Source organism: Duganella sp. sic0402 (assembly GCF_019219065.1).
Lineage (GTDB): Bacteria > Pseudomonadota > Gammaproteobacteria > Burkholderiales > Burkholderiaceae_D > Rugamonas.
In genome coordinates this window covers 266,797-291,817 of record NZ_JAHUWK010000001.1, presented here as the reverse complement: position 1 = coordinate 291,817, position 25,021 = coordinate 266,797, and the positions used below count along the sequence as shown (strand labels likewise).

Below are 25,021 nucleotides of genomic sequence, written 5' to 3'. Positions count from 1 at the left end.
ACGATTAGATGCAATCGGTCGAGGTGACCTTGCTGGTGTCCACAGTCGCAATCGCAGTTGCAGTTGCCTGCGTGTACACCACGTAGCAACCAGCCCGCGCGTCTTTAGCTGGCTGTATCGCGACCTGGCCAGCCACAATCGAAAGTGGGGTATTGGGACCCTGCGTAATGGTGTAGTCCTGGCTGGTCAGGCCTGCAGCGACCGGCATCGAAGCGGCCGTAGGGTAACCATACACCATGTTGACGGCGGTGCCTTCCATGGAGACGGTGCCGCTCGCGGCTGTGCCTTGGCCAGCCACCAGCGCCTGACCATGCGCCATGGCGGAAACCGACTTCATAGCGCCGGCGGCGCCATTCAGCGAAGCCACACGGGCATCACCGCTCAGGTCAGAAAACTTAGGCAAAGCAGTCGCTGCCAGAATGCCGAGGATGACGATAACAACAATCAGTTCGATCAGTGTGAAACCGCCTTGGGACGTACGTTGGCGGATGATGGTGCTAGCTTGCTTATTCATTATTTCTCCAAATCGTCGAAAAGTTTTGCGCAGGGGCGCTAATCCTTGACTTGCTCAAAGGCCACACCGAAACTCTCTGGTGCGCCTGACGGCTTGGCGGGGCTTTGGGGCAAGCCCCTCAATTTTACCTTGAATTTCAAAAGTTTCGTCTGGGAATCCTCGAATGAATTTCCATAATTTAACAAATATATGACCGTCTTATTGCTTCGATCAAAGCACCAATTACCTGCACCGATGTCGTCCGCGCCCGGGCTGTACAACTCGCCCACATAATTTGTCGGAGTTACTTTCAGTAAATGAAACGGATTTTCTTCGGTTAAAAACGTTAAATCGGCGCTGCGACCAGGCAATTTTGCTTGCACAACCCTAATTTCTAAGGCGCGCTGAATATTTCCCACAGTCATGTGCATACCAGCAAGCTCCGCTTCTCGTTGGTAATACCACAAACGTGACAGCAATAATCCGGACAAAACACCGATGACCGTCATCGAAATCACGAATTCAAATAAGCTGGCTCCGCGTTGTTTTACAGACACAAATGTTTCCAGTAACGTCACAATTCAGGCTCAGTTATGCAAGGCGGCCTTGCCCAAGTCCCAAATCGGCAGGAAGATACCCAGCGCCAGCACCAATACCATGACGCCAAGGAAGGCGATCAGGATGGGCTCGATCTGCGCTGACAGAGTTTTGAGTTCGTAATCCACCTCCCGCTCGTACATCTGGGCGATCTCGTCCATCAGATCATCGATGGAACCGCTCTCCTCGCCCACCGCGATCATCTGCAGCACCACCGGTGTGAACACATTGGCGGCGGCGGCGGTGCGCAGAATACTCTCGCCGCGCTCGACGCCATCGCGCATCTGCTCCACGCGCGCCGACAGATAGGCGTTGTCCACGGTCTTCGACACGACCGACAGCGCTTGCACGATCGGCACGCCGCTGCGGCTGGACAACGCGAAGCTGCGGGCGAAACGCGCCATGGTCGCTTTCAATACGATCTTGCCGGCAACCGGAATGCTCAGCTTGAACTTGTCCCACTGGTAGCGCCCCCTGGTGGTGCCTATCCAGGTACGAAAGCCCCAGAAGCTGGCCACCAGCCCGCCCAGCCCGACCGGCCAATAGCGCACGGTAAAGTTGGAGGTACCAATCAGAATGCGCGTCATCAGCGGCAGCTCGGCATTGAACTTGGCAAACACGCCCACAAAGGCCGGTATCACGAAAATATTCACCACAATCATCGCGGCCACCATGGCGAACACTACAAAGCTCGGATAGCGGGTCGCAGTCTTGACCCGCTCGCGCATATCGCGGTCGAACTCCAGGTGGTCGAACAGGCGCAGGAATACTTCCTCCAGCCTCCCGGTCATCTCCCCTACCCGCACCATCGACAAATAGAACGGCGTGAACACTGCTGGATGGCGGCGCATTGCCGCCGACAGCTCGCGCCCCGAGTCCAGCGACTCGCGCAAATCCTTGATCACCTTGCCAAACGACTTGCTGACCGCCGATTCCTGCAAGCCAGCCAGCCCGCGCATGATCGGCACGCCGGACTTCAGCAGCGTGTACATTTGGCGGCTGAATAGCTGGACATCCATCGACGTGACGCGCTTCTCCAGCAGTTTGGACCACCAGCCTTCGCCGTCCGCCGTCTTGGTGGTGACCACAATTTCGATCGGCGTCACGCCAGTATTGAATAGCTGATCGGCGACGGCGCCGCTATCGGCCGCCTCCAGCACGCCTTGCATCAACTCGCCGCGCGCGTTGCGGCCCTTGTACGCGAAGAAAGGCACGGATTAATCCTCTACCTGGTTGCTGATGCGCATGGCTTCCGAAATCGTCGTCCGTCCCTGCACCACCAGCATGACCACGTGGCGGCGCAGCGTTTCGCCGGCCATCTGCGCCGTGGCGGTCTTGAGGAAGTGGGATGGATCGGGATCATTGGCGGCGTCCACCACCGCGCGTGTCATTTCCAGCAGCTCGTACACGCCGGTCCGGCCGCGATAACCCATGCCGTTGCAATGCGAGCAGCCCTTGCCGTGGAAATAGCGGCCTTTGTCGACCTTGTCGTTCAACTCCAGGCTCAGCCACTCGCGTTCGGTTGGCGTCGGCTCGTAAGGCGTGGTGCAGCTTTCGCAGATTACCCGCACCAGACGCTGCGCCAGCACCGCCTGCAGCGATGAGCCGACCATATAGCGCGGCACGCCCATGTCCATCAGCCGCAGCGGTGTACTGACGGCGTCGTTGGTGTGCAGCGTCGACAGCACCAGGTGACCGGTCATGGCGGCGCGCAGGCCGATGGCGGCGGTTTCCTGGTCGCGCATCTCGCCGACCAGCACAATGTCCGGGTCCTGGCGCAGCGCGGAGCGCAACACGCGCGCGAAGTTCAGGTCGATCTTGTCGTTGACCTGCACCTGGTTGATGCCGGCCAGCCGGTATTCGACCGGGTCCTCCACCGTGATCAGCTTCTTCTCGACAGAATTCAGCTCGGACAGTGCGCAATACAGCGTGGTGGTTTTGCCGGAACCGGTCGGGCCGGTCACCAGCACCAGCCCGTTGGGACGTTCAATAATCGCGCGGAAGCGTTCCAGCAGGCCGCGCGGCATGCCGATCGCGTCCAGCCGCAGCTGCGCGCCGCTCTGGTTCAGCAGACGCATCACCACCGATTCGCCATACTGGGTCGGCATGGTCGAGATCCGCACGTCGATGCGCTGGTTCTTGACCCGCACCGCAAAGCGGCCATCCTGCGGCAAGCGCTTTTCCGAGATATCCAGGTCCGACATCAGCTTCAGGCGCAAGGCCAGCGACGGTGCGATCTTGATATCCGACTCGGTTTGCAGGTGCAGCACGCCGTCGATGCGGAAGCGGATTTGCAGCCGGCCTTCCTGCGGCTCGATGTGGATGTCGGACGCGCGCACCTGGGCGGCATCGTCAAACACCGATTGCAGCAGCTTGACCACCGGCGCCTCTTCCAGATTCGGGTTGGCGGCAGCCAGTGCGCCAAAGTCCACCGAGGCGTCGCCCAGGTCCTGCTCCAGCTCGCGCGCCAGGTCGGAAATATCTTCTGTGCGGCGGTAGATGCGGTCGATCGCGCCCAGCACCTCGGTTTCGTTGACCACCGCCAGTTCAATATCCTGCTTGACGATGCGGGCGATCTCGTCATACGCAAACAGGTCGGTCGGGTCAGACATGCCGACCAGCAGCGAGCCGCGCCGGTCTTCCAGCACCAGCGCGCGGAAGCGCCGTGCCTGCGTCTCGGGCAGCAGCCGGACGATCTCTGGGTTGATATTGAAAAACTTCAGGTTCAGGTAGGGAATATTGAGCTGCCGCGCCAGCGCGCCGGCAATCTGCTCTTCCGTTACATAGCCGTTCTCGACAAAAACGCGGCCAAGCTTGCGCCCGCTGCGTTTTTGGTCGGCCAACGCCAGTCCCAGTTGTTCCTCCGAGAGCAGCTTTTGCTGCACCAGAATCTCACCCAGCCGGACCTTCTCTGGCCTAGACATACCTGCTCCTTATTCGTTGCCACCAAGAATTACCACCAAAACTTGCGGCCATTCTATGACAGATAAGCACAATGAGCGAGTTAGCGGGTGAAGGTGTGGCTTTCTGCGGACGCAGCACAATTAAAAGCACACACGTACTTTTTCTGTTTAAAATGGCTGAATACTACATAAAAGCAGGAGACACCATGTTTGAGGAATTCATCGGCACCAAGGCGGTATCGGCACGCCACCAGTTCGACAGCGCCGCCCTCGACGCCTGGATGCGCCAGCATGTGCCAGACTATCCTGACGGCGAACTGGCCGTCGAACAGTTCAAGGGCGGCCAGTCCAACCCCACGTTCAAGCTAAGCATCGGTAGCCGCAGCTATGTACTACGCACCAAGCCGGCACCGGCCGCCAAGCTGCTGCCATCGGCCCACGCCATCGAACGCGAATACCGGGTGATGGATGCGCTGCATAAAAACGGTTTCCCGGCGCCGCGCCAATACGCGCTGTGCACCGACGAAGCGGTGATCGGCCGCGCCTTCTATGTCATGGAGTTTGTCGAAGGCCGGGTGCTGTGGGATCAGTCGCTGCCCGGCATGACGCCGGCCGAGCGGGCCGCCATCTACGACGAGCTGAACCGCGTGATCGCCCAGCTGCACACGGTGGACTACCAGGCCATCGGCCTCGGCGACTACGGCAAACCCGGCAACTACTTCGCGCGCCAGATCGAGCGCTGGAGCAAGCAATACCTGGCCTCGCAAACCGACACCATCGACGCCATGGACCAGCTGATCGCCTGGCTGCCGGCCCACATCCCGCCGGGCGACGACACCGCCATCGTGCATGGCGACTTCCGCCTCGACAATATGCTGTTCCATCCAACCGAGCCGCGCATCCTGGCGGTGCTGGACTGGGAACTCTCCACGCTGGGCCACCCGTTTGCCGACTTTTCCTACCACTGCATGAGCTGGCACATACCGCCCGGCCAGTTCCGCGGCATCGCCGGACTGGACTTGCAAGCGCTCGGCATTCCGACCCAGCAAGAATACATCGCCCGCTACGCCGAACGGACCGGCAAGACCATCCAGCTGGCCGATTTCAATTTCTACCTGGCGTTTAATATGTTCCGGCTTGCAAGCATCATGCAAGGCATCATGAAACGCTATGCCGACGGCACGGCCGCCAGCGCCCAGGCGCTGGAATCCGGACAGATGGCGCGGCCGATGGCTGAACTGGGCTGGGCCTATGCCAGCGGCAAGCCGATTTGAGGGTGTGGCAGCGGTTGTGCATGTCGGACAAAAGCACTTTCTGAAAATCCGCGCCTCAGCTACTATCGTGCTGCCAGCATAAGACTGAGGCCACCCGCGTGCCCGATAGAAAACGCAAAACCTTGCCATCCATCCGCTCGCAGATCGCGCTGCTGGTCCTGGCGTGCGCCCTGCCGACAGTGGTCGGTTTCGGCGCGCTGGTCAGCCAGTTTTACCAGCGTGAACACGCCACCCTCAAAAGTGATACCCAGCAGGACGCGCGCGCGGTCGCTGCTGCCATCGACCGCGACCTGGTGCAAAGCGAGGGCGCGGCGCTGGCCCTGGCTTCCTCGCCCAGTCTGCGCAATCAGGACTGGGGCGCGCTGCGGCTACAGGCCGGTGCACTGCTCAGCCCGCAATTTCCCGCGTCCCAGTTCATCCTCAGCGACGCCAGCGGCAAGGCGCTGGTGAATGTCGGCGCGCAGCTACCGGAAACCTTTAATCCGATTAACAACCAGCGGCGCCTGGCGCCCTTATTCGGCCATGGCCGGCCACGGATGTCGGTGGTGGTGGTCGAAGGCAGCGCACTGCTCGCGCTTGACGTGCCAGTATTCATCGAAAGCCGGGTCGAATACGCGATCACCGTGCTGCTCAAACCGAGCCGCCTGGCCAGCATCCTCAAGGAAGAACACATCAGCGCCGATCAGGCGATGACGCTGTACGACGCCGAAGGCAACGCGGTCGCGCAATATGGCGGGCCGCGCCTGCTGCTCGGCCATGCCGCCGATCCGGCGCTGCGCGACCATCTGCTGCACTCCCACGAAACACTGCTGGCGACCGACGACGCCGAGGGCAAGCCGATCTATCTGGGCCTGAGCCGGGCGCCGGTCAGCGGCGCGGTAGTGGGCATCGCCACGCCGCAGGAACAGGCGCTACGCGACCTGGCCAGCGCTGTCGCACCAATCGCACTGACCATGCTGTTGGTGCTGGCGGCCGGTTTCTCGCTGGCGTGGTCGGTCGGCGGCCGCATCGCCCGCTCGATCCGCGAACTGGTGGCGCCGGCGCAGGCGCTCGCCAACGGCAAGCCCTTTAGCATGCCGGAGACCGCGTTTCAGGAAGCCGATACCCTGGCACGGGCGCTGCTTGCGCTGGACGGCGACCTGCTGCGCCATAGCCAGCATCTGGAAAGCCTGGTCGAAGAACGCACCAGCCAGCTGGAGAAAAGCCGCAGCCAGCTGGAAACCCTGTACGCCACCGCGCCCGTGGGCCTGAGCTATGTCGACGCCGAGCTGCGCGTGCTGCGCATCAATGACTACATGGCCGCGCTCAACCAGCGCAAGGCGATCGATCACCTCGGCCACTACATCGGCGACATGATTCCGCACCACCAGGTGCGCCAGCGGGTGCTGCGCGATTACCGTGCCGTGCTGGCCAGCGGCAAGCCACTGACCGGCGTGCGCATGAGCGCCAGCCCATTGCATGCACCGGACCAGGTGCACCACTGGGTGCTGAATTACTATCCGCAGTTCGGCGTTGACGGCAAGATCATTGGCATCACCGCACTGATGCTGGACGAAACCGAACAGAAGAATATCGAAGCTGCGCTGCAACGCTCGCGCCATCTGCTCAGCTCGGTGGTGGAAAACATCCCGGCCATGATCTTCCTCAAGCGCGCCGATGACTTGCGCTATGAGATGTTCAACCGCCACGGCGCGCAGATGCTGGGCACCTCCGGCGAGCAGCTGATCGGCAAAAGCGATTACGACTTCGCGCCCACCGAACAGGCCGATGCCTTCCTCGCTGACGACCGTAAGGTGCTGGCCGCGCCGCTGGGCACCGTCACGGAAATCAGCGAAGAACCGTTGTCGACCAGCACCGGCACACGCTACCTGACCACGCGCAAAGTGGCGCTGCGCGACGAGCATGGCGTGGCCACCCACGTATTGGGGATAGCGCTCGACATCACCGAGCGCAAGCAAGCCAAGGAAGTGCTGCGCGCGACCGCCGAGCAATTGGCCGACAGCGAACGCTTCGTGCGCACCGTTACCGACAACCTGCCCGGCATGGTGGCTTACTGGGATGCGGATCAGCGCTGCCGCTTCGCCAACCGCTATTTCCTCGACTGGCACGGGCAGGATCAGCAAGCGATCATCGGCGCGCGCATGCCGGACGTGGTCGGCGCCGCCCAGTACGCCGAAGGCGAGCCCTATGTCATGGCCGCCCTGGCCGGCGAGCCACAGGGCTTTGCCGGCCAGCTGCAATGGCCATCGGGTGAAATCAGCCATACCTGGGTCAATTACATCCCAGATAAGGATGATACGGATGCGGTAGTTGGTTTCTTTGTGCTAGTCTCCGATGTGACTGAGTTGAAGGAAATTGAATTGCATTTGCAGCAAGTAAATGAAGAGCTGATGGTGGCGCGCGACCGCGCTGAGGCCGCCAGCCGCGCCAAAAGCGAGTTCCTGGCGAATATGAGCCACGAAATCCGCACGCCCATGAACGCCATCATCGGACTGGCGCGGCTTTTGGAAGAAGCACCGCTGGCGCCGCGCGAGCGCGGCTACCTGCATAAAATCCAGTTTGCCACCCAGTCCCTGCTCAGCCTGGTCAACGACGTACTGGACTTTTCCCGCGTCGAGGCCGGCCAACTGGTGCTGGAACACGCCGACTTCCATTTGCAGCACATCCTCGACAGCATCAGCGTCATGCTCAGCGGCAGTGCCAGCGCCAAGGGCGTCGAGCTGGTCTACGATATCGACCCGGCCATGCCTGCCGAGCTGGGCGGCGACCCGATGCGCTTGCAGCAGGTGCTGCTCAACCTGGTCAGCAACGCCATCAAATTCACCGAGCGCGGCGAAGTGGTGCTGTCGGTGCGGCCGGCGCCGGGCAGCGCCCGGCCCGGCGACCACGCGCTGCTGGTCGAATTCCGCGTGCGCGACACCGGCATCGGAATTGCGCTCGACAAGCAGGCGCATATCTTCGACGCCTTCTCGCAAGCCGACAGCAGCACCAGCCGCAAATTTGGCGGTGCCGGGCTGGGCCTGGCGATCTGCCGCCAACTGGCCGATATGATGGGCGGCGCGATCAGCGTCAGCAGCGAACCGGGACACGGCGCGGAATTCCTGTTCGCCTGCCCGCTGGAATCGCCGCAGGCGCTGCACGCCGCCGAGCCACCGCCGGCCACCACCACGCTGTCGGTGCTGATCATCGACGACAACCCCAGCGTGCGCCATGCGCTGCTGGCGGCCGGCCGCTGTTTCGGCTGGCATACCGCCAGCGCCGCCAGCGCCGAACAGGCGCGCTCGCTGCTGATCGAACGCGCGCGCGCCGCCCGCCCTTACGACCTGCTGCTGCTCGACCATGATATGCCGGGCATCAACGGTCCCGGCCTGCTAGAGCAGCTGCCGCCCGAGCTGGCGCTGCCCCCGATACTGATGATGATCTCGGAACACCATGTTGCCGCGCTGGCGCAGCGCTCGGCCGAGCTGGGCCTGTCAGGCGTGCTGTCCAAGCCCATCAGTCCGGCGCGGCTGCTGGAGCGGGTCAGCGGCCTGCTGGCAGGCGACCAGGCCCACACCGGCCTGATGGCCCAGCTGGAGCAGACACCGCTGCAAGGCCGGCTGGCCGGCATGCGCATCCTGCTGGTGGAAGACAATGAAATCAACCAGGAAGTGGCGGAATACATGTTGCAGCACGCCGGCGCCACGGTGCATATCGCCGCCAACGGCAAACTGGCGGTGGAGCGGCTGGCGGCCACGCCGGAGCGCTACGACGTGGTGCTGATGGACGTGCAGATGCCAGTCATGAACGGCTACGACGCGACCCGTGAAATCCGCCGCCGGGGCCTGCTGACCTTGCCGATCATCGCCATGACCGCCAATGTGCTGGAAGACGACCGCCGCCGCGCCGCCGAAGCCGGCATGAACGCCCATGTGGCCAAGCCGATCGACGTCGAGGAGCTGATTTCGGTGCTGACGCGGCTGGTCACCATCCGCGACGCCTCGCGCGATATGGTGGCGCCGGTGCCAGCCAAAGCGCCGCCGGCTATGCCGGCCGCCGCACTGATGCCGCCCATTTCGCCCCTGCCCGGCATCGACGTGGAAGCTGCGCTGGCGCGGCTGGGCGGCAACTACCAGGCTCTGACCGGGCTGCTGAAGCGTTTTGATCAATCGCAGGGCGGCGCCGTTGCCGAAGTGCGCGCGCTGCTGGGCGCCAACCAGCGCCAGCGCGCCGCCGAGGTGCTGCACCGGCTGCGCGGCGTGGCCGCCAACCTGGGCGCCATCGATGTCGCCCGCCTGGCGGGCACTGCCGAATCGGTGCTGCACGACGCCAGCGCCGACTCCCTGGCCATGCCGTCCGCCCTCAACCGGCTGGAGCAGGCGCTGGACCTGATCGCCCGCACCGCGCGCAACCTCGCGGCGCCCGTGCAGAATGTTCCTCTAAGCAACACCCCCCCGCCCGATCTGGCGCTAAAGCTGGCGGAGTTGCAAGGTTTGCTTCAAAATAACAATCTGAAAGCACTTGAACACTTCCAGGAACTCCGACCAGCGCTGGTGTCGATAGCGCAGGCGCAAGCCTTGGGTGAAGCAGTGGAAACCCTTAATTTCAAGGCGGCGCGCTTGATGGTTGAAGAAATATTGCAGCGAAAGGAAAGTGCATGAGTTGGACCGACCTGGCCAGGAACGGGCGTATCCTCGTGGTCGATGACGCCATGGAGAACATCCAGATCCTGCACCATGCGCTGCGCGAAGAACACGAAGTGCTGTTTGCGCTGGATGGTGAACAGGCTTTGCAGATTGCGCTGGAGCAGCAGCCGGACCTGATCCTGCTCGACGCCGTCATGCCAGGCATGGACGGCTACGCGGTGGTGGCGGCGCTGCGCTCTTCGCCAAGGCTGCAGGACATTCCGGTGATTTTCGTCACCGCGCTAAGCCGGCCTGAAGATGAAACCCGCGCGCTGGAGGCTGGCGCGGTGGACTTCATCAGCAAGCCCTTCAATGTGGCGGTGGTGCGGGCGCGGGTGCGCAGCCAGCTGACCATCAAGCGCCAGGCCGACGCGATGCGCGAGCTGAGCATGACCGACGGCCTGACCGGCGTGGCCAACCGCCGCAACTTCAATGACAAAATCGATGCTGAATGGCGCCGCTGTGCGCGCGCCGGCTTGCCGCTGTCGGTGATCATGATCGACATCGATCACTTCAAGCTGTACAACGACCACTACGGCCACCAGGCGGGCGACGCCTGCCTGGTCGATGTCGCGGCCGCGATGAAGCGCTGCGCCTCGCGGCCGCAGGACATGCTGGCGCGCTACGGCGGCGAGGAGTTCATCCTGCTGCTGCCGCAGGAAGCCGCCGATGGCGCCGAAGTGGTGGCCAACCGCATCCTGGAAGAAGTGCGCAAGCTGGCCCTGCCGCACGCCGCCTCGCTGACCGCGCCGCACATCACGGTCAGCATGGGCCTGTCGACCATCCAGCCGCAGGACCACATCGATCCCAACAGCGTCATCCGCAACGCCGACGCCAATCTCTACCGCGCCAAACAAACCGGCCGCGACCGGTATTGCATCAGCCTGGATAGCTAGCGTCGTTGCCGCGCCAGCGGGAAGCTATGCGTACTCATTTGCTTTTCTGCTGCTTAAAGTGCGTTTCCATTTCCGAGAACGATGGTCTTTGGACTGCGGAAATCACTTTGCGGCCAAACTCTACTGACAGCGTGGGTGCGTAGCCGTTCAGGCTGGCGATCAGGGTCACTTTGACGCACTGGAAGATTTTGGTCGACTCCTGCAGCTTGCGTTCCAGCAGGTTGGCGACCGGGCTGACGACACCGTAGGCCAGCAGAATGCCCAGGAAGGTTCCCACCAGCGCGGCGGCGATCAGATTGCCCAGTTCGGCCGGCGGCATGCCCACCGACCCCATGGTGTGCACCACGCCCATGACCGCCGCAATGATGCCGAACGCCGGCAATCCATCCGCCAGCTTGTTGATGGCGTGGATAGGCACTTCGCCATCCTGATGGTGTACCTCGATTTCGTTGTCCATCAAATTCTCGATTTGATACGGGTCCATATTCCCGGACACCATCAGCCGCAGGTAGTCGGTGATGAACTCGGTCAAATGATGGTCGGCCAGAATCGCTGGAAATTTCGAGAATATCGGGCTTTGCTGTGGCGCATCGATATCCGACTCCACTGCCATCAGGCCTTCCTTGCGGATCTTCGTCAGAATCTCGTACAGCAGCGAAAGCAGATCAAGATACAGCGCGTTGGTTTGCTTTGCGGTCTGAAACAGCGTCGGCAGCGCGGCGGCGGTTGCCCGCATCGACTTGCCGTCATTGGCGATCACAAACGCCCCCAGCGCGCCGCCCGCAATCATCATCAATTCAAACGGCTGGTACAGAGGACCGAGATGCCCGCCCTCCAGTACGAAGCCGCCGAATATACCGACGAGAACAATTGCGATTCCTAACAGAACAGACATGCGGCTCCCCAAACGTTATAGCTATTAACAGTTTATACAGGATAGCATATTGCTCAAAGGAAAACCCTTATGAATGTTGCTGAAAACCACGCTGGGCGGCAAACCGTTCAAGGTGGTGATCCACATCGCCCAGCGTCAGTTCGATCATGCTCAGGCGCTTGAAGTGATGCGCGGCCGGCAGTTCGTCGGTAACGCCCATGCCGCCGTGCAGTTGCACCGCCTGCTGGCCAATGAACCTGGCCGCCTGCCCGATACGCACCTTGGCCGCCGACGCCACCCGCCGCCGCTCTTCGGCATCGCAGGACATGCGCGCCGCCACCAGCATCGCCATCGAGCGCGCCTGCTCCAGATGCACATACATATCCGCCATCCGGTGCTGCAAGGTCTGGAAGCTGCCGATCGCCATGCCAAACTGCTTGCGGGTTTTCAAATACTCCAGCGTCGCGTTGAAAATGGCGTCCATCGCCCCGACGGCTTCCGCGCACAGCAGGCTGACACCGTAATCGGCCGCCTCTTCCAGCAGATCCCAGCCGCCGCCCAGCCGGCTCAGCAGCGCCGACGCCGGCACCGCCACATGGTTGAACTGCACCGTCGCCGCACGCTGTCCATCAATGGTGCGGTAGTCCTTGATCACCACGCCGGGAGTATCAACCGGCACGACGAACAGGCTGATGCCATTGGTGTCGCGCTGCGTACCGGCGCTGCGTGCGGAAACGATCAGCGCGCCCGCCTGGCCGCCGTGGATCACCACCGTCTTGGTGCCGTCGATGCGGTAGCCTTCGCCATTGATGCTGGCGATGGTCTTGATGTCCGCCAGGTCATAGCGCGAGTGTTTTTCCGCCAGTGCGCACGCCAGCTTCAGTTCGCCCTTGGCGACATCCTCCAGCCGGTGATGCTGATTGCCCGCCAGTTGCAGGAACTTGGCGCCCCACACCGTGGAGAAATACGGCTCGACCACCAGGCCGCGTCCCAGCTCCTGCATCACCACCAGCATATCCACCGCGTTGCCGTTGAAGCCGCCCTGCGCTTCCGGCACCGGCAAGGCGGTCATGCCCAGCTCGACCAGCGTACCCCAAGCCACATCCGACACGCCGCTGGCCGAGTGCACGATGCGCTTGCGCGTTTCGAAGCTGTAGTCCTTGTCCACCCAGCGCCGCAGCGCATCGGCAAATTGCTGCTGCTCTTCGTTGAAATTGAAATCCATCGCCGCTCCCTTACAGGCCCAGAATCATCTGGGCGATGATATTTTTCTGTATTTCGTTGGAACCGCCATAGATCGACGTCTTGCGGTAGTTGAAGTAGTACGCGGTCAGCGGCGCGCCGGCGTCGTCGCCAGTCACGGCATGATCGGTCTTGCCTTCCAGGTAGTCGGTATCGAAGGGCAACGCACCAGGACCCAGCGCTTCCACCATCAGTTCGGTCAGCTGTTGCTGGATCTCGGTGCCGCGCACTTTCAGCAGCGAGGCTTCCGGTCCCGGCGCCTGCGATTCGCGCGTCAGCACCCGCAGCACCGTGGTTTCAAGCGCCATCAAATCGATTTCCAGGCTGGCGATCTTGGCGGCGTACACCGGGTCCTGCAGCAGCGGCTTGCCATGCTTGTAGTGTTCGGAGGCGACTTTTTTCAGGAACAGCAGCTCGCGCTTGGAACGGCCCACCGCCGCAATCCCGGTGCGTTCATGCCCCAGCAGATATTTGGCGTAGGTCCAGCCCTTGTTTTCCTGGCCGATCAGGTTTTGCACTGGCACCTTGACGTTATCGAAAAAAACTTCGTTCACTTCATGGTCTTCGTCCAGCATGATGATAGGCCGCACGGTGATGCCTGGCGTCTTCATATCGATCAGCAGGAAGGAAATGCCTTCCTGCTTGCGCACCGTGCTGTCGGTGCGGACCAGGCAGAAAATCATGTCGGCGTGTTGCGCCAGCGTGGTCCAGGTCTTTTGTCCATTGACGATGTAGTGCTCGCCCACGCGCTCGGCCGTGGTTTTCAGCGATGCCAGGTCGGAGCCGGAGCCGGGTTCCGAATAGCCCTGGCACCACCAGTCGTCGCAATTGAAGATGCGCGGCAGATAGTGGGCTTTTTGCGCTTCGTTACCGAAGGCCATGATCACCGGCGCCACCATGTTGACGCCAAATGGCAGGATGGGCGGCGTGCCGGAACGTGCGCACTCTTCTTCCCAGATGTGGCGCTGGGTCTGGGTCCAGCCCGGTCCACCATATTCCACCGGCCAGGCCGGCGCCGACCAGCCCTGGCGGGCGACGATCTGGTGCCAGCGTACATAATCCTGGCGGCTCAGGCGCAGGTGGTTGCGGACTTTCTTTTGCAGGTCGCTTGGCAGGTTGGTGTCCAGGAAGCCGCGCACCATGTCGCGAAATGCCAGGTCCGCAGCCGTGTAAGTCAAATCCATGCTGTCTCCTTGTTTTACGATCACACAGAAAAGCACGATCGTTCCAAAATCATTGTACTCCCATGTTCTTCATCAGGGCGACAGATTGATGGATTTTCTTCACTTCGCGGCAAGCTTTTTCACCACAGTGTGCGTGGCTTTTAAAACCTTACCTTCGTGATCGTGCGGAAGCATGGCGCTGACGCGCTTGCCCGTGCCTTTCTCGACCAAGATGGAATGCGCCTCGCCGGGCGCGAACAGGTGCCGCTCGCCCCATTGGCGCAGGGCGACAATCGCCGGAAACAGGCTCTCTCCGCTGGAGGTCAGCACATATTCCTGATAGGCGCTGCCGTCGGAGGCAGGCTGGACGGCGAGCAAGCCGTCTTCCACCAGCGCGCTCAGGCGGTCCGACAGGATATTGCGGGCGACGCCGAGATTGCGCTGGAAATCGCCGAAACGGCTGATGCCATCCATCGCGTCGCGGATGATGAGCATCGACCAGCGGTCGCCGACCAGGTCAACTGCGCGCGCAACCGGGCAGTCGTCAGTACGCAAGGATTTTCGTTTGGCCATGGTTGCATTTTAAAACTGGTTTACGGTACGCTGCAAGCAGTTTTAATTTGCAACCAGATTGGATATCACCATGCAGCGTTCCCTTGTATTGTTGTTTGCCTGCGCCAGTGGGCTTAGCGTCGCCAATGTGTATTACGCGCAGCCCTTGCTGGATGCGCTGGCGGCGGATTTCGGCATCAGCCACGCCGCGGTGGGCGGCGTGATTACTGCCGCCCAGGCCGGTAGCGCGCTGGCGCTGTTGTTGCTCGTGCCGCTGGGCGACCTGCTGCCCCGCCGCCGCTTGATGCTCGGGCAACTGGCTGCGCTGGTCGCCGCACTGGCCGGGGTATGCCTGGCCCGCAGCGCGACCGCCCTGCTGCTGGGCATGCTGGCAGTCGGCATGCTCGGTACGGCAATGACGCAGGGCCTGATCGCCTACGCGGCCAGCGCCGCCGCCGAGGACGAACGTGGACGCGTGGTCGGCGCGGCGCAGAGCGGCGTCGTGGCCGGCCTGCTGCTGGCGCGTGTCTTCGCGGGATGGGTGGCCGACCTGGCGGGATGGCGCGGCGTCTATGCCGCCTCCGCCGCGCTCATGCTGATACTGATGCTGCTGCTGTGGCGCGCCTTGCCGAATATTGTCGCTGCCACCGGCCCCGGCACCGCATCGGGTCCGCTCGCTCAGGCGCAGGCTCGGTCGGCGGCATCGGAAGCGGGCGAGCAAGCATCGGCGGCGGCGACTTATGCATCGCTGCTTGCCTCAATGCTCACACTGCTGCGCCACAACCGCGTGCTGCAAGTGCGCGGCGCGATTGCGTTATTGATGTTCGCTGTCTTCGGCGTTTTCTGGAACACGCTGGTATTCCTGCTCGGCGCCCCGCCCTACGCCTATTCGCACACCGCCATCGGCGCTTTCGGCCTGGTTGGCCTGGCTGGCGCGCTGGCCGCCGCCCGCGCCGGGCACTGGGCGGACCGGGGCCGCGCGCAGCAGGCCAGCGGCGCGGCACTGCTGCTGATGCTGTTCTCCTGGCTGCCGCTGGCACTGGCGCCGCAATCGCTGGCCGCCCTCATTCTCGGCATCGTGGCGCTGGACCTGGGTGTGCAGGCGCTGCATGTCACCAACCAAAGCCTGATCCTGCGCGGCGCGCAAAATGCGCACAGCCGGCTGATCGGCGCCTATATGATGTTCTACGCCGCAGGCAGCGCCGGCGGCGCGATTGCCGCCACCAGCGTCTATGCGCAGGCGGGCTGGAATGGGGTCTGCCTGCTCGGTGGCGGACTCAGTCTGATGGCCCTCGCCGTCTGGGCAAGCACAACAAAAGTGGCCAGTCCGGATTGCAAAAGTGGCCGGACCAATCTAGAATGGCCTGACCAAATAAACGTTTTACAACAAAGAGACAAAAATCCGTGACTTCCCCATCCGCCCTGCTTGCGGCAGTTGCCGCCACCCTGCTCGCCCTTCCAGCCCACGCTGAAGGCCCATACCGCAACCCGGACAATAAAAGCGTCTACGACGCCGGCGAAGGCACTTACACCGTGCCCTACAAAAAACCGACCGTCGCCGAAATCACCGCATCGCTGGACCGCATCCGTGGCTACATGGAGGCCACCACGCCAACCAAGGTGATCCACAAAGATAGCGGCATCCAGATCACCGATTTCAGCAAGCCGGTGGCCGACGCCGTGGTCGAGCCGAGCAGCGCGGAATGGAATTTCCAGGTCTACGAAATGGGCGTGGTGCACGCCGGCCTGATCAAAGCGGCTGCCGTCACTGGCGACAGCAAATACACCGCGATGACCGCGCGCCACTTCCAGTTCATCGCCGACAAATTCCCCTACTTCAAGGCGCAGGAACAGCAGTTCAGCCTGAAGCGCAGCAACAGCTTTGCGCGCGTGCTGGAACCGCGCTCGCTGGACGACGCAGGCTCGATGTGCGCCGCCATGATACGCGCCAAGTTCGCCAAAATCGGCCCCGACATGAGCCAGTTCATCGAGACTTGCAGCAACTGGGTCTACAAAAAACAGTTCCGCCTGAAAGACGGCACCCTGGCGCGCGAGCGTCCGCAAACAGTATCGCTGTGGGCCGACGATATGTATATGGGCGTGCCGGCGCTGGCTGAAATGGGCCACATGACCGGCAAGCGCGAATACTATGACGACGCGGTCAAGAACGTGCTGCAGATGTCGAAATACCTGTTCAACGCGCAACTGGGCGTCTATACCCACGGCTGGAACGCCAACAACCCGGATGCGCCGCGCTTCTACTGGGCGCGCGCCAATGGCTGGGCGGTGCTGACCATGAGCGACCTGCTGGATGTGCTGCCGAAAGACCATCCGGGCTATCCGAAAGTGCTGGCCCAGCTGCGTGCCAGCCTGCGCGGCATCGCCGAACTGCAATCGGGCACCGGCCTGTGGCACCAGATGCTGGACCGTAACGACTCCTACCTGGAAACCTCGGCCAGCGCCATGTTCACCTACGTGATCGCGCACGCCATCAACGAAGGCTGGATCAACGCTGCTACTTACGGCTCGATCGCGCAAGCGGGCTGGGTCGGCCTGACCACCCGTATCAATGCACGCGGCCAGGTTGAAGGTACCTGCGTCGGCACCACCTTCGCCAGCGACCAGATTTATTACTACAACCGTCCGACCAGCGTCGATGCGCTGCACGGCTACGGCCCGACGCTGCTGGCCGGCGCCGAGATGATCAAGCTGCTCAACAATCCGAAGATCGACATCCAGGTCAAGCTGCGCACTTACCACTACGTGCCGAAAGATTCGGGTGCGACCAACTACAGCCACGAGTAAGGAGATGACCGGAATGCGTACTTACCTGTTACCCATCGCTGCCGCCATGCTGGCCAGCGGTTCGCTGAGCGCGGCCGAGCTGGCGCGCATCACCGTTACCAACGATCTGGACCAGGCCCGCCCATCGGAAACCATCGCCGTGCCATGGAGCGAAATCAACCGCGCTCTGCCAGGCGCACTGATCCAGAAAATTGCGGTCAAGGACAGCAAGGGCAATGTCCTGCCCTACCAGGTCAGCAACATCGCACCGCAGGCCAAGGACCCGAAAGGCATCGGCATCGCCTATGGCGAACTGTTCTTCCAGCACAGTTTTGCCAAGGGCGAGAAGCAGGCCACCTTCACGGTCGAGAAAACCGAGACTGTCACGCAGCCATTCGCGCCGAAAACCTTTGCCCGCTATGTGCCGGAACGCCTGGATGACTTCGGCTGGGAAAACGATCACGTAGCGCACCGCACCTACGGCCCGGCCCTGGCTGCGCCGGACACGGCGGGTATCGGCAAGGAAGTGCTGGTCACCAGCGGCCTGGATATCTGGTTCAAGCGCGTGGCGTATCCAGTGGTTGACCGCTGGTATAACAAGGGGCATGACCATTATCACCACGACGAAGGTGAGGGCATGGATATGTATAACGTCGGCAAATCGCGCGGCGCTGGCGGCACTGGTGTGTGGGATGGCAAGCAGTTGTACGTCGGCCGCAATTACGCTTCGTGGAAAGTGCTGGCCAACGGTCCGATACGCAGCGTGTTTGAGCTGACTTACGACAGCTGGGACGCGGCTGGCGCCAAGGTCAGCGAGGTCAAGCGCTTCACGGTCGATGCAGGCCAGGACTTCGACACCATGGACAGCACCTTTACCTTCAGCGGCCCGCAGCAGCTGACTGTGGCGGTCGGTCTGAACAAAAAGCCGGCCGACAAAAAGCAGGATGAGAAAATCGCCGTCGGCCGCGATGGTGTGATGCTGACCCAATGGGTAACGCAAAACACCAACGGCGCTTTCGGCACCGCCATTGTGCTGCCTGGCGCCAGCGGCATTACCGAAGATCCGCTGAATGAGCTGATACTCGCGCCAGTTGAATCCGGCAAGCCGCTGCGCTACTACATCGGCGCCGCATGGGACCGCGCAGGCCACGTCAAGACCTCTGCCGAATGGCAGGAAAAGGTTAAACTCGTCGCCGCCCGCGCAGCCCATCCGCTGAAAGCTAGCGTCGCGCCCTGACCTGGCTTATTGCATGATGAAGACCTGCGCCGGCGTGGCGCAGGCGTGTTCGGCTCAAACGGCACGTTCGCAATCGACAGACTGTTCGAGCTGTCGTTCAAGTTCCTTCCAATTACGTCCAAAAATACATTCAGATCAATGTTTTTTGTCAACGGATTTACTCTGTGCGGCAATGATTAGACAATAGACCAACAATTACGTATGCTGGTGACACGATGCCCATTGCTATCAGGCACTGGGACTTTTAGATGGCCACTTGTGCGAGATTTTCTTTCTTACCTAGCTTGCGCGACCACGCTGGCGCTGGCAATGATCACGCCGGCAGGCGCGGCGCCTACACCGTGGCAAAAGCTGGCGCCCACCATGTTCGAGCATCTGGTGCCGGCCGAGCGCGGCTTTCCCAGCCCGATCACCATGAGTATCGCCCAGGATGGCGATGGCTTCATCTGGCTGGCCACCCAGGCCGGTCTGGGCCGCTGGGACGGCTATCGGATGCGCAACTTCTTCTACAACGCAGCAGACCCGCTCTCGCTGCCCGGCGACTTCGTTCAGGTATTGCACGTCGACCGCCAGGGCCGGTTGTGGCTGGGCACCACCACCGACGGGGTCGCCATGTACGACAAGCACAGCGAAAGCTTTGTGCGCTATCCCGCCGGCCCCAAAGGACTGAGCAGCCCGGCAGTGTCGTCACTGGCCAGCGATGCGCGCGGCAATATCTGGGTTGGCACTGCGGCCGGGCTGGACTATATCGATCTGGCGAAAGGCGGCGTCATCCACCATTATCCCCGTGCGGCCGATGCTGCCGGCGGCGCGCGCAGCAACCAGATCCGCGCGCTGCTGGTCGACCGTGGCGGCCACTTGTGGATAGGCTCGAATGCCGGCCTGGCACGGCGCGATGCCGCCAGCGGCCTGGTCGAAGACCTGCCCTTCGCCAACAGCGCCGCAGACGCGGTGCTGTCGCTGGGCAGCAATAGCATCGGCGAAGTGGTGTTCGGCACGCTGAGAAGCGGCATCGGCGTGGCGCGCGCCGGCGACAGCGCGCGCATCCTGGCGCTGGACCAGGTCAAGGACGCCGACGGCGCCATGGTGCTGTCGATCGCCGAAACCATTCCCGGAATCTGGTGGGCCGCGACCTACGGCGGCGGCGTGATCGAATTCGACACCGCCGGCCACAGCCGCCGCATTGTGCACCGCGCCGCCATGGCCATCAGCCTCGGCCATGACCGCACCGCCGCCGTGTGGCGCGACCGCAGCGGCCTGGTGTGGGTGGCCAATGAACGTGGCGTCGACATTCACAACCCCGCCAACCGCACCGTCGACACCGTGCTGGACGGCGCCGGCCTCTCTGAAATCTCCGCCCTCGCCTTCATGACCGACCGCAGCGGCCGGCTGTGGGTGGGGCTGGGCGACCAGGGCATCGACCTGATCTCGGCCGACGGCACGCGCAGCGCCGGCCTGCGCCCCGACGCCAGCAAACCCGACAGCGCGCTGCCGAACCGGCTCATCCTCAGCATGACCGAAGCCGAACCCGACGAAGCCTGGATCGGCACCGCGCTGGGCCTGTATCGCACCAGCGGCCAAGGCAGCCGCGTGCGCCGCGTGCCGCTGCCGGTCGGCGAGCCGTATCCGCGCATTGCCAGCCTGGTGCGGCTGGGTGACATACTGTGGGTGGCCGTGCCGTCCGGACTGATGCGTTACGACATCCGTACCGGCAACGCCCGCATTTACGGCCAGGGCGCGCCTGATAAAGGCGGCCTCAGTGACAGCCGCGTCACCGTCATGAAGGTTGGCCCGGACGGCGCCTTATGGCTGGGCACCCGCAATGGCCTGAACCGTTTCGATCCGGCCACCGGCCTGGCGGAACAAATCCTGCCCAACGCCAAACGCGACGGCTCGCTGCCGCACAGCATGATCACCGGCTTCGCCTTCGATGCGCGCCAGCGCCTTTGGCTGGGCACGAATAGCGACGGTATCGGCATCATGGAAGGCCGGCGCAGCGATGGCACGCCCTACTTCCGCAAACTGGGCGCGGCCGGCGGCCTGCCCAGCAATAATATCGCCGCGCTGCACGCCGACCAGTCCGGCCGCATCTGGGCCTCGACCTCGGACGGCATCGCCATGATTGACGCCGCCACGCTGGAAGTGCACAAGCTGGATCGCGCTGCCGGCCTGGTGTTCCAGCCGTATTTTGTCGGCGCGGTCGGCCAGACGGCGCGCGACGAAATCGTGTTTGGCACCTCGGGCGGCTATGTGGTGGTACAGCCGGTGCTGCCGCAACCGTGGCGCTATCAGCCGCCACTGGTGGTCAGTTCGGTGCGGCTGGACCGCGACCTGGTGCCGCCCGCCATGCTGCTGACGCCGGGCAGCAAGGCGCTGGACATTCCTCCCGGCACGCGCAAGGTGGAAGTCGAAATCGCCGCGCTGGACTTCTCGGCCAGCCTGCGCAACCGCTACGCCTTCCGCCTCGAAGGCTACGACAAGGATTGGGTCGAGGCCGACGCCAGTCACCGCGCCGCCACCTACGCCAACGTGCCGCCCGGCAGCTATCGGCTATTCATGCGCGGCAGCAATCGCGACGGCGTCTGGAGTCCCCACGAACTGAGCATGGAACTGCGCTTCCTGCCGGCCTGGTATCAGACCTGGTGGGCGCGTCTGGGCGCGCTGCTGGCGGTGCTGGCCAGCGCCTGGGCAGTGTACCGCTGGCGCGTGCACAACCTGCAGCAGCAAGTGTATTCGCGCACGCTGCACCTGGAGCGGGTGCACGCCATCGTCAAGTCGATCAACGATGAACTGGATTTCGACGCCCTGCTGCATACCATTTTGCGTGAATCGTCGACCATTGGTGAAGTGGGCGTGGCCTACGCACTCATCCTGGAATCGCCGGGCAGCACGCTGACGATCCGTGCCGCCTGGGGCTACGACGCGCTGCCGTCGGCCACCACCGGCATGCTCCCGGCCGCCGCGCACAGCCAGTTTGTTGACGCCGCCAACGTCATCGCGCCGGACATGTTCCTCAAGCAGAGTACCATGCTGGCGGTGCGCATCCGCGTCGAGCAGCAGGTGCAGGGCTATCTGGTGTTCAAGCAGAATACGCCGTTCGCGCGCAAGGACCTGGATATGTTCAAGGCGCTGAAGGAGCCGTTTGTGTCAGCCTTCCAGAAAGCCAGTGCGATCCGCGCCATCCAGCAGGCGCGCGCCGACGCCGAAGCGTCGACCCGCGCCAAGAGCGAATTCCTGGCCAATATCAGCCACGAGATCCGCACGCCGATGAATGCTATTCTCGGTTTTGCCGGCTTGGGCACGCACCTGGATCTGCCAGCCAAGCCACGCGACTACTTCACCAAGATCGGCCGCGCCGGCAACAATCTGCTCAGCATCATTGACGATGTGCTGGACTTCGCCAAGATCGAATCCGGCAAGCTGGAGCTGGAGGAAGTGCCGTTCGACCTGAATGAGACGCTGGCGCAGATCGCCGACCTGTTCTCCTGGCGGGCGGCCGAAAAAGGACTGGAGCTGCTGGCCTGGGCGACGCCGGACGTGCCGCTGCAACTGGTCGGAGATCCGCTGCGGCTGAATCAGGTGCTGGTCAACCTGGTCGGCAATGCGCTGAAATTTACCGCCGACGGCCATATCGGCTTGCGGGTCGAACTGGCCGCGCCGCTCGCCGACGGACAGCCGGTGCGCTTGCGCTTCAGCGTCGAAGACAGCGGCGTCGGCATCAGCGAAGAACAGCAAGCGCGGCTGTTCCGCGCGTTCTCGCAGGCAGACGCCAGCACCACCAGGCTGTATGGCGGCACCGGGCTTGGGCTGGCGATTTCGCAGCAGCTGGTGCAAGCCATGGGCGGCGAGATCGGCATCGACAGCACGCCAGGCGAAGGCAGCCGCTTCTATTTTGAACTGGCACTGCGGCGGCAGACAGGTCCGCAAGCGGCGCCGCGCGGTCTGCCTGCCGGTGCCGCCGGCAAGCACATCCTGATCGTCGACGACAGCGCGATGATGCGCGATATGCTGACCCGCCAGCTGCGCAGCGACGGCTTCAGCGCGCACGCGGTCGCCGACAGCGGCGCGGCATCGGTCTATCTGGCCGATCAGCATGCCGACCTGGTGTTGATCGATGGCGAGCTGCCGCCGCTCGCCACCTTGGCACCGCAAGTGCTGATGCTGAGCGACTTCGGGCGCGAGGTGGCCAGCCATGCGACGCAACATGCCGGCGTGGTCGCCAGCCTGGTCAAGCCGGTCAGTCCGGCGCCGTTGCTGGATGCGGTGCTGGTGGGCCTGGGCCTGGCGTCGCCGTCCGATCCGGCTGCGGCGTCGTCATCCGCTTTGTCGGACGCAGCGCAGCGCATCGCAGGCGCGCGCGTGCTGGTGGTGGATGACAATGTGATCAACCAGCAGGTGGCGCGCGAGGTGCTGCTGCGGGCGGGTGTGCAGGTTGAACTGGCGGGCAGCGGCGCCGAAGCCTTGCAGATGGTCGATCAGACCAGCTACGACGCGGTGCTGATGGATATCCAGATGCCGGGCATGGACGGCTATGAGGCCACCGCCCGCATCCGCGCCGGCGCGCGCCACGCTCAACTGCCGCTGATTGCCATGACAGCGCACGCGGTCGCAGGTTTCCGTGAAAGCAGTCTCGGCATGGGGATGAACGACTACGTCACCAAGCCGATCGATCCCGAACGGCTGTTCGCAGTACTGGCCGGCCAAATGCGCCGCACGCCCGCCCAGCCAGCGCCTGCACCGGCCGCAGCGCCGTCGGCCAGCACAGCGGCGAACGATACACCGGCCCTGCCCGGCATCGATATGCAAGCCGCACTGGACCGCCTGGGCGGCAACAGCAAGCTGCTGAACATGCTGCTGAACCGCTTTGTCACCGATTTTGACAGCAGTGCGGCGCTACTGGCCGCCGCTATCGACCATGCTGCCTATGAGCAGGCCGCGCTGCTGGTGCACAAGGTGCGCGGCGCCGCCGGCAATCTGTCGATGCCGGAGCTGCACCGCGCCGCCACCGAACTGGAACAGCTGCTGAGCTCAGCACCCGTCGGCAACCTCGACCACGCGCTGGCCGCCTACGGCGCAGCGCTGGAGACGGTGCTGGACGGCCTGCAAGCTCAGATCGCGTCCGTCTCGCCGTAACGCAGCTCCACCATCGTGCGCTCGCCCTGGGCAGCCGGGCCGCAGCCGCACATCGCCACCACTGCATGGCGCAAATGATCGAGGCCCAGCGTCTTCTCGATATCCGCATCATTGATGGCCGCCGTGATGAAGGCCGGATAGCCAGCCTCGGTGGCCAGCAGATAGAACGTCTGCGACAAGTGCCCGGCGTCCAGCGCCAGCGCCCGATACGCCTTCTGGTGATTGCGATACTTCCAGAAGCTGCGCTCCATGCGCGCCACCAGCACCACCTGCAACGGCGCCGTCGACAGCCAGTGCTGATCGGCCAGCATGTAACGCGCCAGCGCTGCCGCAGCCTCGCTGTCCAGCGTCTGCAGCGGCCGCAGTTCGTGGCTGATCGGATGATAGTGATACAGCCCCGGCGCCACGCCATCGACCCGCTGCGCCAGGACGAACGCCTCGATCGGATGCAGACCGCCGCCGGACGGGCTGGTCTTCTTCAGCACCGACGAATGCGGCCCGACCTTGCGCACTTCCTGCGCCGCGAAAGTGCGCTGCAACAGCCGCGCCGCCACTTCGAGCGGCACGCTGGCCTGCAAATCGAAATTGCGGCCGGTGTAGCGCTGCAGCAATTGCTCATCCATGCGGCCGGCGGCGGCGGGCGGCAGCTTGAGCGCCTCGCCCGTGCCGATGTCCAGCGTCGGCGGCGGCGGTTCGCCATAGCGCTCCAGCAATTCCTGGAAGCTCGGCGCCTCCATACCGGTTTCGCCGGTGACGCCGCGCCAGCGGCCATAAGTGTGCGCCAGCGCAGAAAGCGGCCGCCAGTGCGTGGCGCGCAACGTATCGTCGCGCTCGCGCTGCGCAGCGTACTGTGGTGTGTCGCCAATCAGCAGGCCCTGCTCCAGCAAACCGGCAACGCAGCGCTCGCCGTAGCGCTGTTCGGCCACCGTGCGTTCGACCCATACCGTCTGGCTCAGCGCGCCGAGCGCAGCAAGCTGGTCAGCGTCGATGCGCAATTCCAGGTCCAGGTGCGGCGCCAGCGCCACCCAGTGCGTGGTGGCAGCCAAAGCGCTGCCGCCGGCCAGTACAACTTTCCAATCGATAGCGAGTTCTTCGCGAGGTTCGATATACAAGACAGCGCAGCGGCGTAGCTTCATGGCGGTTTCCTCTTGGCTAATCGGTAAGTAAACACGAGTCTAGCGCACGTCTTGGCAACTTGAAAAGTTTGAC

General features: G+C 63.2%; 16 protein-coding genes. 7 read left to right on the top strand and 9 right to left on the bottom strand.

Annotated elements, in window-relative coordinates:
* Window positions 1-4 precede the first annotated feature (4 nt).
* The 4 genes from KW842_RS27685 to KW842_RS01235 are packed head-to-tail and all read right to left on the bottom strand — an operon-like array spanning window position 5 to window position 4,014.
* The gene (locus tag KW842_RS27685; protein WP_218302274.1) at window positions 5-514 is read right to left on the bottom strand and encodes a type II secretion system protein; all 510 of its coding nucleotides are present in this window, start codon (window positions 512-514) and stop codon (window positions 5-7) included.
* Between the two features lie 38 nt (window positions 515-552).
* Window positions 553-1,050 carry a type II secretion system protein gene (locus KW842_RS01245; protein ID WP_218302273.1) on the bottom strand — a complete coding sequence of 166 codons (498 nt, stop codon included), beginning with the start codon at window positions 1,048-1,050 and terminating at the stop codon, window positions 553-555.
* Between the two features lie 30 nt (window positions 1,051-1,080).
* On the bottom strand, window positions 1,081-2,304 hold the full coding sequence (locus KW842_RS01240) for a type II secretion system F family protein (protein WP_218302272.1): 1,224 nt from the start codon (window positions 2,302-2,304) through the stop codon (window positions 1,081-1,083).
* Window positions 2,305-2,307: 3 nt separating this feature from the next.
* Entirely contained in the window at window positions 2,308-4,014 is a 1,707-nt protein-coding gene (locus KW842_RS01235) for a GspE/PulE family protein (RefSeq protein WP_218302271.1), read from the bottom strand.
* Window positions 4,015-4,199: 185 nt separating this feature from the next.
* Between KW842_RS01235 and KW842_RS01230 the strand changes: the two genes are divergently transcribed.
* The 3 genes from KW842_RS01230 (at window position 4,200) to KW842_RS01220 (ending at window position 10,827) form a co-directional block, all read left to right on the top strand.
* A complete protein-coding gene (locus tag KW842_RS01230) occupies window positions 4,200-5,267 on the top strand; it encodes a phosphotransferase (RefSeq protein WP_218302270.1) in 1,068 nt (355 codons plus the stop codon).
* Window positions 5,268-5,365: 98 nt separating this feature from the next.
* Window positions 5,366-9,907, top strand: coding sequence for a PAS domain-containing protein (locus tag KW842_RS01225; RefSeq protein WP_218302269.1), 4,542 nt, complete (start codon window positions 5,366-5,368; stop codon window positions 9,905-9,907).
* Window positions 9,904-10,827, top strand: a complete 924-nt coding sequence (locus tag KW842_RS01220; protein WP_218302268.1) for a diguanylate cyclase domain-containing protein — start codon at window positions 9,904-9,906, stop codon at window positions 10,825-10,827. The genes KW842_RS01225 and KW842_RS01220 overlap by 4 nt, the downstream gene beginning before the upstream one ends.
* Before the next feature lie 34 nt (window positions 10,828-10,861).
* Here KW842_RS01220 and motA read toward each other — a convergent pair whose 3' ends face one another.
* From motA to KW842_RS01200, 4 genes are all read right to left on the bottom strand, one after another.
* Window positions 10,862-11,722 carry a flagellar motor stator protein MotA gene (motA, locus tag KW842_RS01215; protein WP_218302267.1) on the bottom strand — a complete coding sequence of 287 codons (861 nt, stop codon included), beginning with the start codon at window positions 11,720-11,722 and terminating at the stop codon, window positions 10,862-10,864.
* Window positions 11,723-11,789: 67 nt separating this feature from the next.
* Window positions 11,790-12,926: an acyl-CoA dehydrogenase family protein gene (locus tag KW842_RS01210; protein WP_218302266.1), complete on the bottom strand. Its 1,137-nt coding sequence runs from the start codon at window positions 12,924-12,926 to the stop codon at window positions 11,790-11,792.
* A gap of 10 nt (window positions 12,927-12,936) precedes the next feature.
* A complete protein-coding gene (locus tag KW842_RS01205; RefSeq protein ID WP_218302265.1) occupies window positions 12,937-14,127 on the bottom strand; it encodes an acyl-CoA dehydrogenase family protein in 1,191 nt (396 codons plus the stop codon).
* Between the two features lie 99 nt (window positions 14,128-14,226).
* Window positions 14,227-14,679: a helix-turn-helix domain-containing protein gene (locus KW842_RS01200; protein ID WP_218302264.1), complete on the bottom strand. Its 453-nt coding sequence runs from the start codon at window positions 14,677-14,679 to the stop codon at window positions 14,227-14,229.
* A gap of 70 nt (window positions 14,680-14,749) precedes the next feature.
* Between KW842_RS01200 and KW842_RS01195 the strand changes: the two genes are divergently transcribed.
* The 4 genes from KW842_RS01195 (at window position 14,750) to KW842_RS01180 (ending at window position 23,812) form a co-directional block, all read left to right on the top strand.
* Window positions 14,750-16,066: an MFS transporter gene (locus tag KW842_RS01195; RefSeq protein ID WP_218302263.1), complete on the top strand. Its 1,317-nt coding sequence runs from the start codon at window positions 14,750-14,752 to the stop codon at window positions 16,064-16,066.
* On the top strand, window positions 16,063-17,463 hold the full coding sequence (locus KW842_RS01190; protein WP_218302262.1) for a glycoside hydrolase family 88 protein: 1,401 nt from the start codon (window positions 16,063-16,065) through the stop codon (window positions 17,461-17,463). Before KW842_RS01195 ends, KW842_RS01190 begins: the two co-directional genes overlap by 4 nt.
* A gap of 13 nt (window positions 17,464-17,476) precedes the next feature.
* The gene (locus KW842_RS01185) at window positions 17,477-18,679 is read left to right on the top strand and encodes a DUF4861 family protein (protein WP_218302261.1); all 1,203 of its coding nucleotides are present in this window, start codon (window positions 17,477-17,479) and stop codon (window positions 18,677-18,679) included.
* Window positions 18,680-18,988: 309 nt separating this feature from the next.
* Window positions 18,989-23,812 (top strand): response regulator, encoded by a 4,824-nt coding sequence (locus KW842_RS01180; protein WP_218302260.1) that lies wholly within the window; start codon window positions 18,989-18,991, stop codon window positions 23,810-23,812.
* Here KW842_RS01180 and KW842_RS01175 read toward each other — a convergent pair.
* Entirely contained in the window at window positions 23,788-24,948 is a 1,161-nt protein-coding gene (locus tag KW842_RS01175; protein WP_218302259.1) for a putative peptide maturation dehydrogenase, read from the bottom strand. The genes KW842_RS01180 and KW842_RS01175 overlap by 25 nt on opposite strands.
* Window positions 24,949-25,021 lie beyond the last annotated feature (73 nt).

What these genes read in the sequence shown, in the direction of transcription:
- KW842_RS27685 (WP_218302274.1), bottom strand. Translation starts at nt 514, where the DNA reads ATGAATAAGCAAGCTAGCACCATCATCCGCCAACGTACGTCCCAAGGC.
- KW842_RS01235 (WP_218302271.1), bottom strand. Translation starts at nt 4,014, where the DNA reads ATGTCTAGGCCAGAGAAGGTCCGGCTGGGTGAGATTCTGGTGCAGCAA.
- KW842_RS01230 (WP_218302270.1), top strand. Translation starts at nt 4,200, where the DNA reads ATGTTTGAGGAATTCATCGGCACCAAGGCGGTATCGGCACGCCACCAG.
- KW842_RS01220 (WP_218302268.1), top strand. Translation starts at nt 9,904, where the DNA reads ATGAGTTGGACCGACCTGGCCAGGAACGGGCGTATCCTCGTGGTCGAT.
- motA (WP_218302267.1), bottom strand. Translation starts at nt 11,722, where the DNA reads ATGTCTGTTCTGTTAGGAATCGCAATTGTTCTCGTCGGTATATTCGGC.
- KW842_RS01210 (WP_218302266.1), bottom strand. Translation starts at nt 12,926, where the DNA reads ATGGATTTCAATTTCAACGAAGAGCAGCAGCAATTTGCCGATGCGCTG.
- KW842_RS01205 (WP_218302265.1), bottom strand. Translation starts at nt 14,127, where the DNA reads ATGGATTTGACTTACACGGCTGCGGACCTGGCATTTCGCGACATGGTG.
- KW842_RS01200 (WP_218302264.1), bottom strand. Translation starts at nt 14,679, where the DNA reads ATGGCCAAACGAAAATCCTTGCGTACTGACGACTGCCCGGTTGCGCGC.
- KW842_RS01195 (WP_218302263.1), top strand. Translation starts at nt 14,750, where the DNA reads ATGCAGCGTTCCCTTGTATTGTTGTTTGCCTGCGCCAGTGGGCTTAGC.
- KW842_RS01185 (WP_218302261.1), top strand. Translation starts at nt 17,477, where the DNA reads ATGCGTACTTACCTGTTACCCATCGCTGCCGCCATGCTGGCCAGCGGT.
- KW842_RS01180 (WP_218302260.1), top strand. Translation starts at nt 18,989, where the DNA reads ATGATCACGCCGGCAGGCGCGGCGCCTACACCGTGGCAAAAGCTGGCG.
- KW842_RS01175 (WP_218302259.1), bottom strand. Translation starts at nt 24,948, where the DNA reads ATGAAGCTACGCCGCTGCGCTGTCTTGTATATCGAACCTCGCGAAGAA.